This window comes from Rosistilla ulvae (assembly GCF_007741475.1).
GTDB classification, from domain to species: domain Bacteria; phylum Planctomycetota; class Planctomycetia; order Pirellulales; family Pirellulaceae; genus Rosistilla; species Rosistilla ulvae.
This window is the reverse complement of the sequence record NZ_CP036261.1, coordinates 6255195-6268395: the sequence shown is the minus strand read 5'-3', so window position 1 is coordinate 6268395 and position 13201 is coordinate 6255195. Positions and strand designations below refer to the sequence as shown.

General features: G+C 58.9%; 9 protein-coding genes. 4 read left to right on the top strand and 5 right to left on the bottom strand.

Annotation, left to right across the window (positions count from 1 at the left end; all coding sequences use genetic code 11):
- The first annotated feature begins 2 nt into the window (after positions 1–2).
- Positions 3–929 (top strand): hydroxymethylbilane synthase, encoded by a 927-nt coding sequence (gene hemC, locus EC9_RS22260; protein WP_145348260.1) that lies wholly within the window; start codon positions 3–5, stop codon positions 927–929.
- Positions 930–986: 57 nt separating this feature from the next.
- On the opposite strand, the gene EC9_RS22255 is transcribed toward hemC, so the two are convergent.
- From EC9_RS22255 to rpsR, 4 genes are all read right to left on the bottom strand, one after another.
- Positions 987–1790 carry an SDR family NAD(P)-dependent oxidoreductase gene (locus tag EC9_RS22255; RefSeq protein ID WP_145348259.1) on the bottom strand — a complete coding sequence of 268 codons (804 nt, stop codon included), beginning with the start codon at positions 1788–1790 and terminating at the stop codon, positions 987–989.
- Positions 1791–1894: 104 nt separating this feature from the next.
- Positions 1895–3727: a UbiD family decarboxylase gene (locus EC9_RS22250; protein ID WP_145348258.1), complete on the bottom strand. Its 1833-nt coding sequence runs from the start codon at positions 3725–3727 to the stop codon at positions 1895–1897.
- Positions 3728–3818: 91 nt separating this feature from the next.
- On the bottom strand, positions 3819–4238 hold the full coding sequence (locus tag EC9_RS22245) for an acyl-CoA thioesterase (RefSeq protein WP_145285784.1): 420 nt from the start codon (positions 4236–4238) through the stop codon (positions 3819–3821).
- Positions 4239–4361: 123 nt separating this feature from the next.
- A complete protein-coding gene (gene rpsR, locus EC9_RS27075) occupies positions 4362–4625 on the bottom strand; it encodes a 30S ribosomal protein S18 (protein ID WP_145100815.1) in 264 nt (87 codons plus the stop codon).
- Positions 4626–4913: 288 nt separating this feature from the next.
- Here rpsR and EC9_RS22235 point away from each other — a divergent pair, with 288 nt between their 5' ends.
- The 3 genes from EC9_RS22235 (at position 4914) to EC9_RS22225 (ending at position 11090) form a co-directional block, all read left to right on the top strand.
- Entirely contained in the window at positions 4914–6506 is a 1593-nt protein-coding gene (locus tag EC9_RS22235) for a sulfatase family protein (protein ID WP_145348257.1), read from the top strand.
- Positions 6507–7564: 1058 nt separating this feature from the next.
- Positions 7565–8611 carry an AAA family ATPase gene (locus EC9_RS22230; RefSeq protein ID WP_218934351.1) on the top strand — a complete coding sequence of 349 codons (1047 nt, stop codon included), beginning with the start codon at positions 7565–7567 and terminating at the stop codon, positions 8609–8611.
- Positions 8568–11090 carry a S8 family peptidase gene (locus tag EC9_RS22225; protein WP_145348255.1) on the top strand — a complete coding sequence of 841 codons (2523 nt, stop codon included), beginning with the start codon at positions 8568–8570 and terminating at the stop codon, positions 11088–11090. Before EC9_RS22230 ends, EC9_RS22225 begins: the two co-directional genes overlap by 44 nt.
- 618 nt (positions 11091–11708) lie before the next feature.
- Here EC9_RS22225 and EC9_RS22220 read toward each other — a convergent pair.
- The gene (locus tag EC9_RS22220) at positions 11709–13139 is read right to left on the bottom strand and encodes a hypothetical protein (RefSeq protein WP_145348254.1); all 1431 of its coding nucleotides are present in this window, start codon (positions 13137–13139) and stop codon (positions 11709–11711) included.
- Between the last annotated feature and the right edge of the window lie 62 nt (positions 13140–13201).

The following is a 13201-nucleotide window of genomic DNA, read 5'->3' as shown; positions in this document are numbered from 1 at the left end:
TGATGACATCCGAAACTCCGCGCACCATCCGATTAGCAACTCGACAAAGTCCATTGGCTTTGTGGCAGGCGAATTGGGTCTCCGATCGCCTGACCGAAGCCGGACATCAGGTCGAGTTGATTCTATTGACGACGCGGGGTGATGTGGATCAACGCCCGATCGATGGCGCATCGGCTGTCGGAATGTTCACTAAAGGAATCCAACGGTCGGTGTTGGCGGAAGAATCCGATGTGGCGATCCACAGTTTGAAAGACCTTCCAACCGCGCCAACGCCCGGATTGACTCTAATCGCCACACCGCCGCGGGCTCCGGTTCGCGACTGCTTGATCAGCCGTGGCGACAAGAAGCTGGATGAACTTGCAGCGGGAGCGATCGTCGGCACGGGCAGCCGCCGCCGCGAAGCGCAACTGCGCCACCTGCGTCCCGATCTCGAAGTCCGCTCGATCCGCGGCAACGTCGAAACGCGACTGGAAAAGCTTGATTCGGGCGAATACGACGCGATCATCCTGGCCGAAGCTGGCTTGCAGCGACTGGAGATGCACACGCGGATCACCGAAGCGTTGTCGCCGGAAAAGATGCTGCCGGCACCTGGGCAGGGTTCGCTGGGAATCGAAATCCGCACCGACGACGGATTCTGCTGCACCGCTCTGTCGGCTCTGAACGACCCCGACACCCACGCCTCGGTGACCGCCGAACGGACGCTGATGCTGACGCTCGAAGGAGGCTGCCTGGCACCGATCGGCACCTACGGCCGGATCGTCTCGGGGCAACTGCATCTGGACGCCGTCGTCGTCTCGCGCGATGGCAAGCAACGGCTCTACACCCACGGCGTCGCGCCACCCGAAGAAGCGATGACGCTCGCGCGGCAACTGGCCGAGGAACTACTGCAGCAAGGCGCCGCGGCAATCATCCAAGAGCAACGCGATTGATTGCGTTGCGGTATCGCAGCAGCCCACGATGCCGAGGCCAGAGCAAGGGTCGCGGGATCAGTCGGTGCGATGGTCGACCTGCATCGGGTCGCCCGCATAGATCGCGCGGCCGCCGTCGACGTTCAAACAGGTGCCGGTGACGAAGTCGTTTTCGATAAGGAACTCGACGGCATGCGCCACGTGTTCGGCGGTGCCAACACGTTTGAGGAGCGTCGATTCGCGGTTGGCCGCTTCGACTTCGTCCGACACCTCGCTCCCCAACAGGACCGGGCCGGGGAGGATCGCGTTGACGCGGACGAAGCGATTCCGCTGAGCCAGCTCGAGGGCCAAGCTGCGAGTCATCGCGGGGATAGCGCCTTTGCTGGGGAAGTAGGCGGCGTAGTCGACGTAGGGGCGGACAACCGCCCAATCGCCGATGTTGACGATCGCACCGCCCCGACTTTGCTTGACCATCCGCAGCCCAGCGGCCTGCGCGGCGATAAACGTTCCCAGCGTGTTCACTTCCAAATTCTTGCGGACATCGTCGGCGGTGACATCTTCCAACCGCTTCGGGCTCCAGATCGCCGCGCTGTTGACCAGCACATCGATCCGCGCGAACCGGTCATCGATCTCCTGGAACATCCGCGCGACATCATCCGCGTCGTCCATCGCTCCCTGCACGACCAAGACCTCCGTCCCCTCAGCGGTCATCTCCGCCGCGGTCTGCCGCGCGTGATCGATGCTGGTGTTGCAGTGCAAGACGATTCGAAAACCGCGGCGAGCCAGCCGCCAGGCGATCGCATTGCCCACCCGCGGTGAACCGCTGCCGGTCACAAGCGCCACAGGCCGTTGGACATCAAATAGTTCTTGGATCGATTTCATCGCATTGCTCCCCGAGTCGACAAACTTACTTTCCCGTTGTAGACAACGGATCGCAATTGGCAACCCGCGGCAGATCGTGGCGACGCGGGACAGCCCCGGATCTTCTACAGATACTTCGCCAACGCTCCACCGCGTGCGGCGATCGCATCGACTCGTTTGACGATCTCGGGATCTTCGATCAACGGCGGCGCGTGGTGCGGTTTGACGCGTGCGTCGATCACCAGCGATCCCTCGCAGCCCCAGTGCTTGTCGGCCACAAACGCTCCGATTCCGTAGATATCCGCGGCGGGATTACTGCGAGTGAACGTCGTCCAGACAAAGTTGTTGATCGTCCGCGCGCTGAACTCGCTGTCGTCGGCAACGATCACCAATGGGAAGCGATTGATCGGCGAGTGGACGTCCATGCGATCGGTCAACAGCGCATCCAACCGCGGACTCGACGCCGACGCGGCCGGACCTTGGATGATCAGGATTCCTGGAGCCGCAACTTTCGGCTGGCCAAAGCCTTCGGGCAGATGCAGGTCGCCCTCGATCGATGTCGGCAACTGGCGAACGACGGGGCCAACCGCCGCGATCACAACTTTCGATCCGCGATTGAGTCCCGATCCAGAGTAGTCCAACGTGTCGATGGTCGTTTGTGTTTGGAAATGCAGATCGCGACGCCAATCGACGCGCTGCAACATATGCTGCAAGAAACCGGAGACGTCGTGGATGTCGAGTTCCGTGTTGTCGTAGTGGTTTGCGATCCAGAGGTATTTGGCAAGCGACAGCTGACCGTTACCGAGAACAGCGTTGGCCTGCGTCAGCAATTCCTGCGGCTCGTTGGCTCCACTCATCGGCATATACCGCTCGCTACCGATCGCCAGCAGCAGCGGATGGACGCCGGAAGCATCGACCGCGTGAACCGCCTTGATCCCCGGCAAGACCGTCGGGATCACGGGGCCGGTCAGATCGTGGATCAGTTCGCCGAAGGTCGTATCCTCTTGCGGAGGCCGCCCGACGACGGTCAGTGGCCAGACGGCATCGTTGCGGTGGTAGACACGCTCCACATTAAGGACCGGGAAATCGTGCCGCAGGCTGTAATAGCCCAGGTGATCGCCAAACGGACCCTCCGGCTTTTGACGCGTCGGATCGATCGTGCCGACGATGGCAAAGTCGGCGTCGGCGTAGATCGGCGCATGCCCCGGACCGGTGACCATCGGAATCCGGTGCCCCGCCAAAGCGCCGGCAAAGGTTAGTTCGGACAAACCCTCGGGCAACGGCATCACGGCGGAAAGGGTCATCGAAGGAGCACCGCCCACGGTGACGACGACGCGAAACGGGCGACCGTTCTCCAGCGCTGCGCGATGATGGACTCCGATCCCACGATGGATCTGGTAGTGCATTCCGACTTCGGTCTGCGGATCGTAATCGTTCCCCGACAACTGGACCCGGTACATCCCCAGGTTTGTCTCTTGCAGGCTGGCACCTTCGGCCGGTTGGCTGAGCACCTGTGGCAGCGTGACAAACGCACCGCCGTCGTCGGGCCACGATTTCAACTGCGGCAGTTCGGGCAGAGCGATCGAATTCTGCATCACCGCACCGCTTCGGCAACGGCGAGGCAACATCGTCAGCGCGGCCAGCGGGACGCTGGGGTAACGCCAGAACTGCTTCGCCGCCAACGAGGGATCGATCTTCAATTCGATCAATTTGCGAACGCGGTCGATCGTGTGACGAAACAGATAACGAGCCTGGTCCAGCGATCCAAACAGGTTGCTGACCATCGGAAACCGGCAACCGGTCACGTTGGTAAACAGAACCGCCGGCCCGCCGCTGAGGTAGACGCGACGCTGGATCTCCGCCAGTTCGAGGTTGGCGTCGACCGGATGCTCGTAACGGATCAAACGCCCGCCAGCGGCGAGGTCGTCGACGGCGTGTCGGGTGCTGCGATGTTTCATTTGCCTGGAGGGGGAAGGCTGGAGAGAGGGGCAGGCGAGGTTCCAGAGCGTGCCCCGGGACTGGATTCCGCGCAGAGAGCGCGCTGAAAAACTAAACCGCGTGCCGGGTCAATCGTTCACGGATCGGAGCGGGTATTTCGATCGAGGCGAGTTGATGGCGGTCGTCGATTCGGCAGCAGACGGCGACGATTTCGCCAACTGCAACGACGCGATCGGCGATCCGAAACTCATGCCGATAGCGAACGCTTTTGCTGCCCAGATGAACGACAGCGACCGAGATATCGATGATGTCTTCGAACCGCACCGCTCCCTTGTAATCGCAGGTCGCCGAGACGCGCGGCCAGCCGATCGTCGTTTCGCCATCGGGCTGCATCACGCTCAACCCAACGGAACGCAGCATCTCGTGCTCGGCCTGTTCCATGTAGGTGAAAAAGGCTGAGAAGTGCATGATGCCGGCGGCGTCGGTGTCGCGAAACTCGATGCGGCGTCGGGTCTGGTAGGGGCTGCTCATCGTCGATCCTGCCGGTGGGTTGGTTCACGGTCGCGGGTGGTCGGCGCACGAAAAAAGAGCCGTATCGAATGCATACGACTCTTCGTTGTCTTGTCTATTAGCGGGCGCCCAATGATCGGGAGCTTATTCGCCTACGAATGGCAACAGGGCCATGAAGCGAGCGCGTTTGACAGCTTGCGTTACAGCGTGTTGGCTGGTCGCCGAACATCCGCTCTTGCGGCGTCCAACAATCTTTCCGTGACGATTGACCAACCGACGCAGAAGTTCCACATCCTTGTAATCGACGTACATCGGACGTGGCCGAGTGCCATCGACGAACAGTGGATCTTGCTTCTTCTGACGGGAGCGGACACGCGATCGCTTGCGTGCTCGGCTCCGGGTACTCATTGGTCGTGCAGCCATGGAAAATGTTAAATTTTGTTGGATTGTGGAGATTTGAAATTCGGACTGCCGCGCGCAGCAAACCACATACAGACGGACGATTATGACAAGCTGTGTGAATTCTGCAAGTGCAAATCACGTCGGCATGCGGCTCTAATATAGCCACATCACCCCCAAATCGCGCGGGGCAGCGGTGGTTTCCCCCGCCAATCGTCCTGTGACGGCGCAAACCGACAACTATAATTGTCGTCTCCCCCACCCCCAAACCTTACAACTCCCCTGAAAAAAACAGCCATGAAGCGAGTTTTGCCCCCACTGGCCTGCTGCCTGCTGCTGGCCTGCCAATTTGCGTCCGCCGCCGACCGCCCCAACGTCATGGTCTTGATAAGCGATGACATCTCCTGGCCCCATGCGTCGGCTTACGGATCAAAAATGGTCTCCACGCCGACGTTTGACGCGATCGCCAAGCAGGGAGTGCTGTTCAACAACGCGATCTGCCCCAGCCCCGGCTGCAGCCCCTCGCGAGCCGCGTTTTTGACAGGCCGACAGACCTGGATGATCGAACACGCCGGAACCCATGCCAGCTACTTCGCCCCCGAATACGAGACCTTTCCCATCCGACTGGCCGACGCCGGCTACTTCGTCGGGCACACCGGCAAGGGCTGGGCGCCGGGGGACTGGAAAGCCCTCGGCGGCACACGCGACCCGTGTGGCCCCAAATTTAAAGCCAAGCCGACCAAGGGTGAATCTCGCTACGCCGCCGGTTTTCGCACCTTCCTCGAGCAGCGGCCCGATGGCCAACCGTTCTGTTTCTGGTTCGGCAGCACCGACGCTCACCGCCCCTACAAGTTCGGTTCGGGGCTGGAAAAAGGGATGAAGCTGGAACAAGCGGAGGTTCCCGGCTACCTGCCCGACGCTCCCGAGATCCGCAGCGATCTGCTCGACTACGCGTTTGAAGTCGAACGCTTCGACGACGATTGCGCCGCGATGTTGCAGATGATCCGCGACGCGGGCGAGTTTGAGAACACGATCTTCATCGTCACCAGCGACAATGGCATGCCGTTTCCACGCGCCAAGGCGAACTGTTACGAGCACGGCATCCACGTTCCGCTAGCAATCTCATGGCAGGGGCACTTCCCTGGGGGGCGAACGAGCGACGATCTCGTCGGATTCGTCGACATCGCCGCCACGATCTACGAAGCGAGCGGCGTCGCGCCGCCGCCAGCCAAGCCGCTCTCGGGCAAAAGCATGCTAGCGATGCTGAAGTCCGAAAAATCGGGGATCATCGAACCGCAGCGGACCGAGGTCTTCAGCGCTCGCGAGCGCCATTCCTCGTCGCGTTACAATTCGCTCGGCTACCCGCAGCGGGCGATCCGCACGCATCAGTACCTTTACATCCGCAACTTCCGCCCCGAGCGGCTGCCGGCCGGCCCGGCTCAGAAATTTGACAGCGTCACCTACGATGCCGCTGGCAATCCAGTCGATACCCAACTTGGGGACGCCCACGGCGGTTACCACGACATCGATGCCTGTCCCGCTTTGGATTTTTTGATCGAAAAACGGGACGATCCCAAGCTTGGCAAGTTCCTGGGGCTGTCAGTCGACCTGCGGCCGGGGGAGGAGCTGTTCGACATCCAAAGGGATCCCGATTGCTTGAACAACTTGGCGACCGACCCCGAATTTGAGAGCGTCCGCAAGGAGCTTCACCAGCGATTGACGCAGCATCTGGAAACGACAGGCGACGCGCGGCAGATCGACGGCGGCGACATCTGGGAAATGTACCCCCGCGTCAGCCCGCTGCGTTGGTTCCCCAAACCTCAGTGGGCCAAGGAGCATCTGGACCGCGTGCCTATCCAAGGCTGGGTGGAAGAACGCCGCCCGCGCTGATCCCCGCAGGGGGCAGGCAGAGGTAACACGTCGTCTTCTCGTTTAACCGCAATACAGTTCAACGAAGGAGCTGCGGACCGTCGCAAGAATTAGCGGCGGGATGTAGTGGACGGTATTGCGTTTAACCGCGTGGGCAACGCCCCGCGCGTCGATTGGCCAGGTTCGAGGTGGCCTGAGTTTTTGGGGCCCATAAAACGGTTAGAAAAGCCGCGGAGGCGGCGATCGCATAAAGCCTGCAATGCAAGCCGCAGGACAACAAGACAGCGCCAACTTTGAGGAGCATCCGAGTGCGCCATGCGTACCTTGGAAACGCCGTTCCGCCAGGAGCCCCCCAGCGCCAAACGCCTCTGTCGATGCCCGCCACGAAGTGACGCGACACGCTCAAGTCGCCTCGACTGCCTCCAGCCCCATGGTCGAGCAGGCAAAAACGAAGAGCACCGCCGTCGGCCACCGGTACGACTGAAACTCACTTCGGTGTCCGCCAACGGAGCATGCAAGCAGCGCTGGTGAAACGCTTGCGAGCGTGCTCGGATCGCAAGGGATTCACGGAGAACGAATTCGAAACCAACGCCGCACCATCGACGAACTCAACCCATGGAGCAATCCCCGCCGGAAGACACGAGGCCCCAATCGTGACCGCATCGACAACGCCATAGGCCGCATCGCGTGGTGACGAATCGGAAAATGCCTGGCTTCCCAGGAGCCGGATTGGGGGACATTCTGTCCTGCTACAAATCACAATACGAGGCGACCAGCATACGCTCGACCAAAAAGTTCCTGGCGGATGGTCGTCAAACCGTCAGACGCAAACGTCCGAAGCCAATGCGGTAAACAAGGCAACTATGCGAGGTTCCGCATGCGATTCCAACGTCTCAGGCGATTTCGTGCTGTAATGGTCGGTTTTCGCTATGATAGAGCCAGTGTCGCAGCGACGACAGACGCACTATTCTGTGGGGCGGAATATGTTGCGATCTAGACGCTCACTAGAGAAATTTGGTTTAAACGGCCAGGGGGCTCGTTCCGAGCCCCCTTCACTTAACTCTTACACAATTGTTTCATTGGCCACAGCAACGCAAATCAAAGCACTCATCGACAGCTACGGATCGGGTGATGACGCCCGATTTCGGTCGGTGGCGATGCAGATTGCGGCCTCTGCAGCAAAGAAAGGGCAACAGCGTCTGGCAGACCAGCTTCGAGAGATGATCGAGACAATGCCTCGTCAACCCGTGACGTCACCGACGGCGGGCCGAGCCAGAGCGGTCCCTATCTCGAAACCACCCGAGTCGCTTGAAGAGCTGGTCGTCGCCAGCTATCCAAACACGAAACTCGCAGACATGGTGCTCGCGGATCGGCATCGGCAAATGTTGGAAACGTTAGTCAAAGAGTATCGCGACCGAGACGCATTGGAAGCACATGGTTTGACGCCGCGAAGACGCCTGCTATTGGTAGGTCCGCCGGGTTGTGGGAAGACAATGACCGCTGCCGCTCTTGCCGGGCAGTGCAAACTGCCGTTGATCGAAGTGCAATTACATTCGCTCATGAGTCGATACTTGGGTGAAACGGCAACACGATTGTTCCAGATCTTTGAGGTGATGGGACAAAGCCCTGGTGTCTACCTCTTCGACGAGTTTGACGCGATCGGAGCTGTTCGAGACGCGTCCGGCGACGTCGGTGAGGTCAGGCGTGTTCTGAATTCATTCTTGCAATTTCTGGAACGCTACGATGGTCAGGGATTTGTCGTAGCGGCAACAAACCTACTGTCGTTACTAGACCATGCGTTGCATCGGCGTTTTGATGCGATCATGCATTACGCCTTACCGGAACCGGGCGACGCGCGGAACCTCATTGAGAATCGTTTATCGGCTTTCACACTATCAATTGACGACTGGGAAGTCATCGAGCATGCATCGACCGGTTTAAGCCACGCGGACATCGTTGCATCCGCAGAGGCGGCCGCCCGCCAGATCGTGCTAAGTGGTGGAAAATGCATTAAGATTGGCAACCTTCTGGACTGCCTGATGGAGCGGTCTGCCGTCCGATCACCCATGACTAGCACTTGCGATGCCGCCCGCCAACGAACCGCTTCGCCATCTTCGGATTCTTGATAGTACGCTCGAGCTGTCATTTACCGCGTATGGCGGTGGGGGTGGTGGTGAATACAACGTTCCGGGGCGTGAACGAAAGACGCATGCCGCCAAGCTACGCGGCCAGTTAAAGGCAGCCAGTGACGAGATCACAAATCGGGGCGCTATTGATGAAACCGGACGGTGTTTGATCACCTACCAACTGACTGAGGATGCGGATGATGTTCTCGATAGTCTAGACCGCTCATCATCGAAAATTCGCATCCGTAGTGCGCACAAAGACGAATCCGGTTGGCGAGTGGTGGTCTCTCTACCGATCAAGAAATTCAAGGTCGTTGACAACGTCTTGGCTCGTTACGAAACGAAGAACAACGACCCCAATGACCCAGGCTCTCGCCCAAAGGGAGAGCCTCTCGTAGCAAGGATCGACGCCATCTCGGCTACCATTAGAGAAGACCTTTGGACAGACGCTAGACCACTGCCCGTGCCGGGCACCGACATTTGGTGGGAAGTTTGGCTTGAGGAATTGCACGCGGAAAGTACAACGCAACCAACCACTCTGGAAGAATTTACACAGGCAGCCGCTTTAGCCGGATTCACGTTACCAACAAACTTGCGGGTGACTCGATTTCCCGAACGTGTTGTGTTGCTTGTGCGTGGTGCGATCGAGCTTTGGCAGTCGAGCCCATTGTTGTTGTTGCCGGTCGCAGAACTTCGGGCCGGTAAATCTATCGCGGCCGATTTCGACGATTTACAGCCGCGTGAGTCGGCCGAGTTCGCTCACGATTTGGCCGACGTCCTTTCGCCACCATCGGCGGATTCCGCAGCAGTCAGCCTGCTCGACACCGGCATCCGTTCTGGGCACCCGCTGTTAAAACCATTCGTTGATCAAAGGTGTGTCGGCACCATTGATCCCGCTTGGTCGGAGGCAGATAGTGGCGAACAACACGGAACAGCGATGGCGGGAATCGCGGCTTACAGCGACCTAACGCCAGTCATGCTCGGGGAGTCACCTCCACCGGCACCAATTGTCTTGGAAAGCATGCGTTTAGTCGGTCCGTCTGACGAAGATCGAACGGACTTGTTTGGGGAAATGACATCGGAGGCAGTTGGTCGGCTGCAGAGCATTGAACCGTCGCGGAAGAGGGCGATTTGTATCACGTCCACCACGGGTGATCCCCGTGAGGGCGCCTTACCATCTTCATGGTCTGCGAGCCTTGACCAGATTGCAGCCGGGGTCAGGATCAATGCGGATCAAACAATCGACCGGAATCTTGGTCAGCAACTGCTCTTCGTAGCGGGAGGAAATCTCCGAGAGGAAATTGCTGACCCGACAATGAACTACCCGATGATCGAACGGCCCGAATTCGGCATCGAAGATCCAGGGCAAAGCTGGAATGCAATAACAATCGGAGCGGTTACTGATAAAGTCGATTGTGGACCAGGCTTTGATAAGCATATTCCAATCGCACGTCCCGGACAGCTAAGCCCAACCAGCCGAACGTCAAACACTTGGATAGACCAGAAGCAACAGCAATGGCCCCTGAAGCCCGACCTCGTTTTTGAGGGTGGCAATTGGGCAAAAGACGATAGCGGGCGAGCTTGCGACCTAGAGGGTTTGGGACTTCTAACGACATGTCTTGATCCGACAAGCGGTCGGCTTGTCACTGTCACACGAGACACCAGTCCTGCGACAGCAGCGGTTAGCGGTATGGCCGCTAGGCTCTGGAACGAGTACCCGGATCTTTGGCCTGAAACCATCCGAGCCGTTATGGTGCATACGGCGGAATGGGATCGTGGTTCCAAAAAACAAGTTCCAGCCACAACGAAGACCGAATTCCAAACCCGGCTTCGTCATTTTGGCTACGGGCGTCCAGACCTCGATCGAGCGAGATACAGCCTGAAGAATAAACTGAATTTGATTTACGAAGGAGAACTTCAGCCATTTCGTATGGATGCATCGGACAAAAAGGCCAAAGCCAATCAAATGCACCTGCATCGTCTCCCCTGGCCAACCCGCACGCTGAACCAACTTGGATCTGTTGATGTAGAGATGCGGGTGACCCTTTCGTACTTTATTGAACCATCTCCTGGGCGACGCGGTTGGGGCGACTCCTTTAGGTACGCCAGCCACGGCCTACGTTTCGATGTCAAATCCCCGACGGTTACCACCGAACGCTTAGTCGCTCAGTACAACAGTGAGAAGAAAGATTTAAAGTCCGGCGATTTTGCCGGGCTGTCAGATCGGTGGGTGATCGGTAGCCAGGGGCGCACTCGCGGATCTTTGCACAGCGATTGGTGGACAGGAACCGCCGCGGAACTGGCGTCTTCCGGCGAGATCATCGTTTATCCAACCACGGGATGGTGGCGCGAACGAAAGCATCTTGGACAGGTCGAGAGCACAGCCCGCTACAGCCTAGTCGTTTCGTTGTCGGCTCCATCCGTTACCGCGGATCTGTATAGCGAGCTAGTAAACGAAGTCTCCGTCGCGACGTTGTAAAACGCTTAGGCGTTTTCAATACATTGGGGTTTGCCGATGTAAAAAGCTGGCGTTATTCGTCTTGGTCGGCATTGTCTCGGTGTAACGGTGTCGCTTCGATTGGAGGCGATGCGTGCGTTTGGGCATCGTTCGGGCGATGGAGAATCCACTTGTCACACCGCAAATCCCGGCTCGCTCGTTCGTTGACAACACCGGTGACCCAAAAAAAATAGGATGGAGAAAGTAACCCGAAAGCCTACACGGCGTTTTTTTGCTGACAAACCCAACTCGCTCCGGGGGCCGACGCCGGGGCTGGCTGGGATTTGCTGGGTTTGAAAGTTGGCGTTGTCGACTGTTTGTTCTTTGTGGGGGGGCTTACGTGCGTTGCCGAGATTGGCGGCCTGATGATGAGATCTTTGCAATCGAGGGCGGAATTGCAATGGATGTCGGCGGTCGCTTGCTGCTTGCGGGGCCCCCTGCCGGGGCTTTGACATGGATTGCGGGATGCGATCCTGTGGCTCGCGCGACAGGCTTTATGCGATCGCCGCATCCGCGGCTAAGCCTCCTTCGCGCGGTCGACTGAAGCCTTTACTCCAGCGCGGCACGCGCGGTGATGCGGCGAAATACAACACGACCTGCTCAGTACCCGAAACCGGCTCGCAACACGAAGGTATCGTTGTTGTCGATGTCGTCGGGTGAGTAGCGGTAGTCGAGCTCGCGGTCGAAGACAAAACCGGCTTCGAAAAATCCGATCCGGCGGCCCGATTTAATCAGGTCGCTGCGGCCCCATTCGAGCCCTATCATCACGCGGATGTCGTTAATGTCGATCGAATCCTCGGCGCCGTCGGCTCGAGTCACGGTCCAACTGCCGCCGCCATATTCGGCTGACAAGTACCACCAAATGTCCTGCGTCCCCACGGTCGTCAGGTAATGCGACAACTTGGGAAGCGGAAAGAAGATATCCCAGCGGGAATGCGGGGTCGGCTGCCACAGGAAACCGCCGGCTGGAATAATTTTGACCTCGTTTCGATCGATGTAATAAACCCCCAGCTTGAGCGTCGTCGCGGGCGTGATCCTCAGCTTCGCCAGCGCCTGGCCCATGATCCGAAAACTATTGTCGTTAAACGTTTCGAAATCGGTGAAGACCCCGGTGCGAAGCCCTAGCTCGGTTCCAAACATCAAGTTCGGATCGCTCTGCCAGCCGACGTCGATAAACGCACTGTAAGCCTTCGACGGCAGATCGGCACCGGTGGAACTATTGGGTCCCTGCCATTGGTGCAGCGAAAACGAAGGCAAAATGTATAGAGGCTGAAAGCTGCCCAGAAAATTCGGCCAGTTGAGGGCGAGCGAAAAATCGCTGTCCAGAATATCCAACGATTCGGGAGAGTCATTGCCGCTGACCCAGGCTTGCCGAAACCGCGGGCCCTGCAGGAACTGAAACGATCCTTGCCCCGCGTCGAACATCGATCCCGATGGATTCCAGCCCTGCATGTTGGGGGCGGGAACATTCCAATTCAGCCCGCCTGGAAACAGTACCGGCGGAGCGGTGCCAGGATAAACCGACGACGGATAGGCTCCTCCCGCTTGGCCCAGCGGAGCGCTTGCTCCCTGAGTTGGGTAAGGGGATGGATAGGGCGACGGAGCCGGGGCGGCCCCGTAGGGCGAAGCCGGTTGGGCTCCGTAGGGCGTTGGCGTCGTTGGGTACCCGATCGGACCGGCGGTTGGCGCGGGGTTGTACGCGCCGCCAAAAAATCCCGACATCGGGTTGTTGTTCGGTTGAGCTTGATAGGGATCGAACTGAGGCGGCCCTAGCGAAGCGGCTGGCGGTGCGATCGGTTGCGTATTGGGTGGCAGCGTCGGCGCGACGGTTTGCGGATACGGCGGACTCTGCAACGCGTTGGCGGAGGTCGAGGGAACCGGAACAAGATTTGTGCTGGGAACGCCAGCCGAACCACCAAAGCTGGGGTTGGTGCGCAGCAGACTATCTTGGGCGAATCCCCAATTTATTGACAGAATCGCTAAAATCGCGACTCCCAACATCCGATAAGTTCCGATACGGGACAATCCCATCTCCCTCGCTTCACGATCGCGCAGCACACGCTGCAGCCATCGCGGGTGGTAACTTTCGGGAG

Coding starts and splice junctions, on each gene's coding strand:
- hemC (WP_145348260.1), top strand. CDS start 3: ATGACATCCGAAACTCCGCGCACCATCCGATTAGCAACTCGACAAAGT.
- EC9_RS22255 (WP_145348259.1), bottom strand. CDS start 1,790: ATGAAATCGATCCAAGAACTATTTGATGTCCAACGGCCTGTGGCGCTT.
- EC9_RS22250 (WP_145348258.1), bottom strand. CDS start 3,727: ATGAAACATCGCAGCACCCGACACGCCGTCGACGACCTCGCCGCTGGC.
- EC9_RS22245 (WP_145285784.1), bottom strand. CDS start 4,238: ATGAGCAGCCCCTACCAGACCCGACGCCGCATCGAGTTTCGCGACACC.
- rpsR (WP_145100815.1), bottom strand. CDS start 4,625: ATGAGTACCCGGAGCCGAGCACGCAAGCGATCGCGTGTCCGCTCCCGT.
- EC9_RS22235 (WP_145348257.1), top strand. CDS start 4,914: ATGAAGCGAGTTTTGCCCCCACTGGCCTGCTGCCTGCTGCTGGCCTGC.
- EC9_RS22225 (WP_145348255.1), top strand. CDS start 8,568: ATGCCGCCCGCCAACGAACCGCTTCGCCATCTTCGGATTCTTGATAGT.
- EC9_RS22220 (WP_145348254.1), bottom strand. CDS start 13,139: ATGGGATTGTCCCGTATCGGAACTTATCGGATGTTGGGAGTCGCGATT.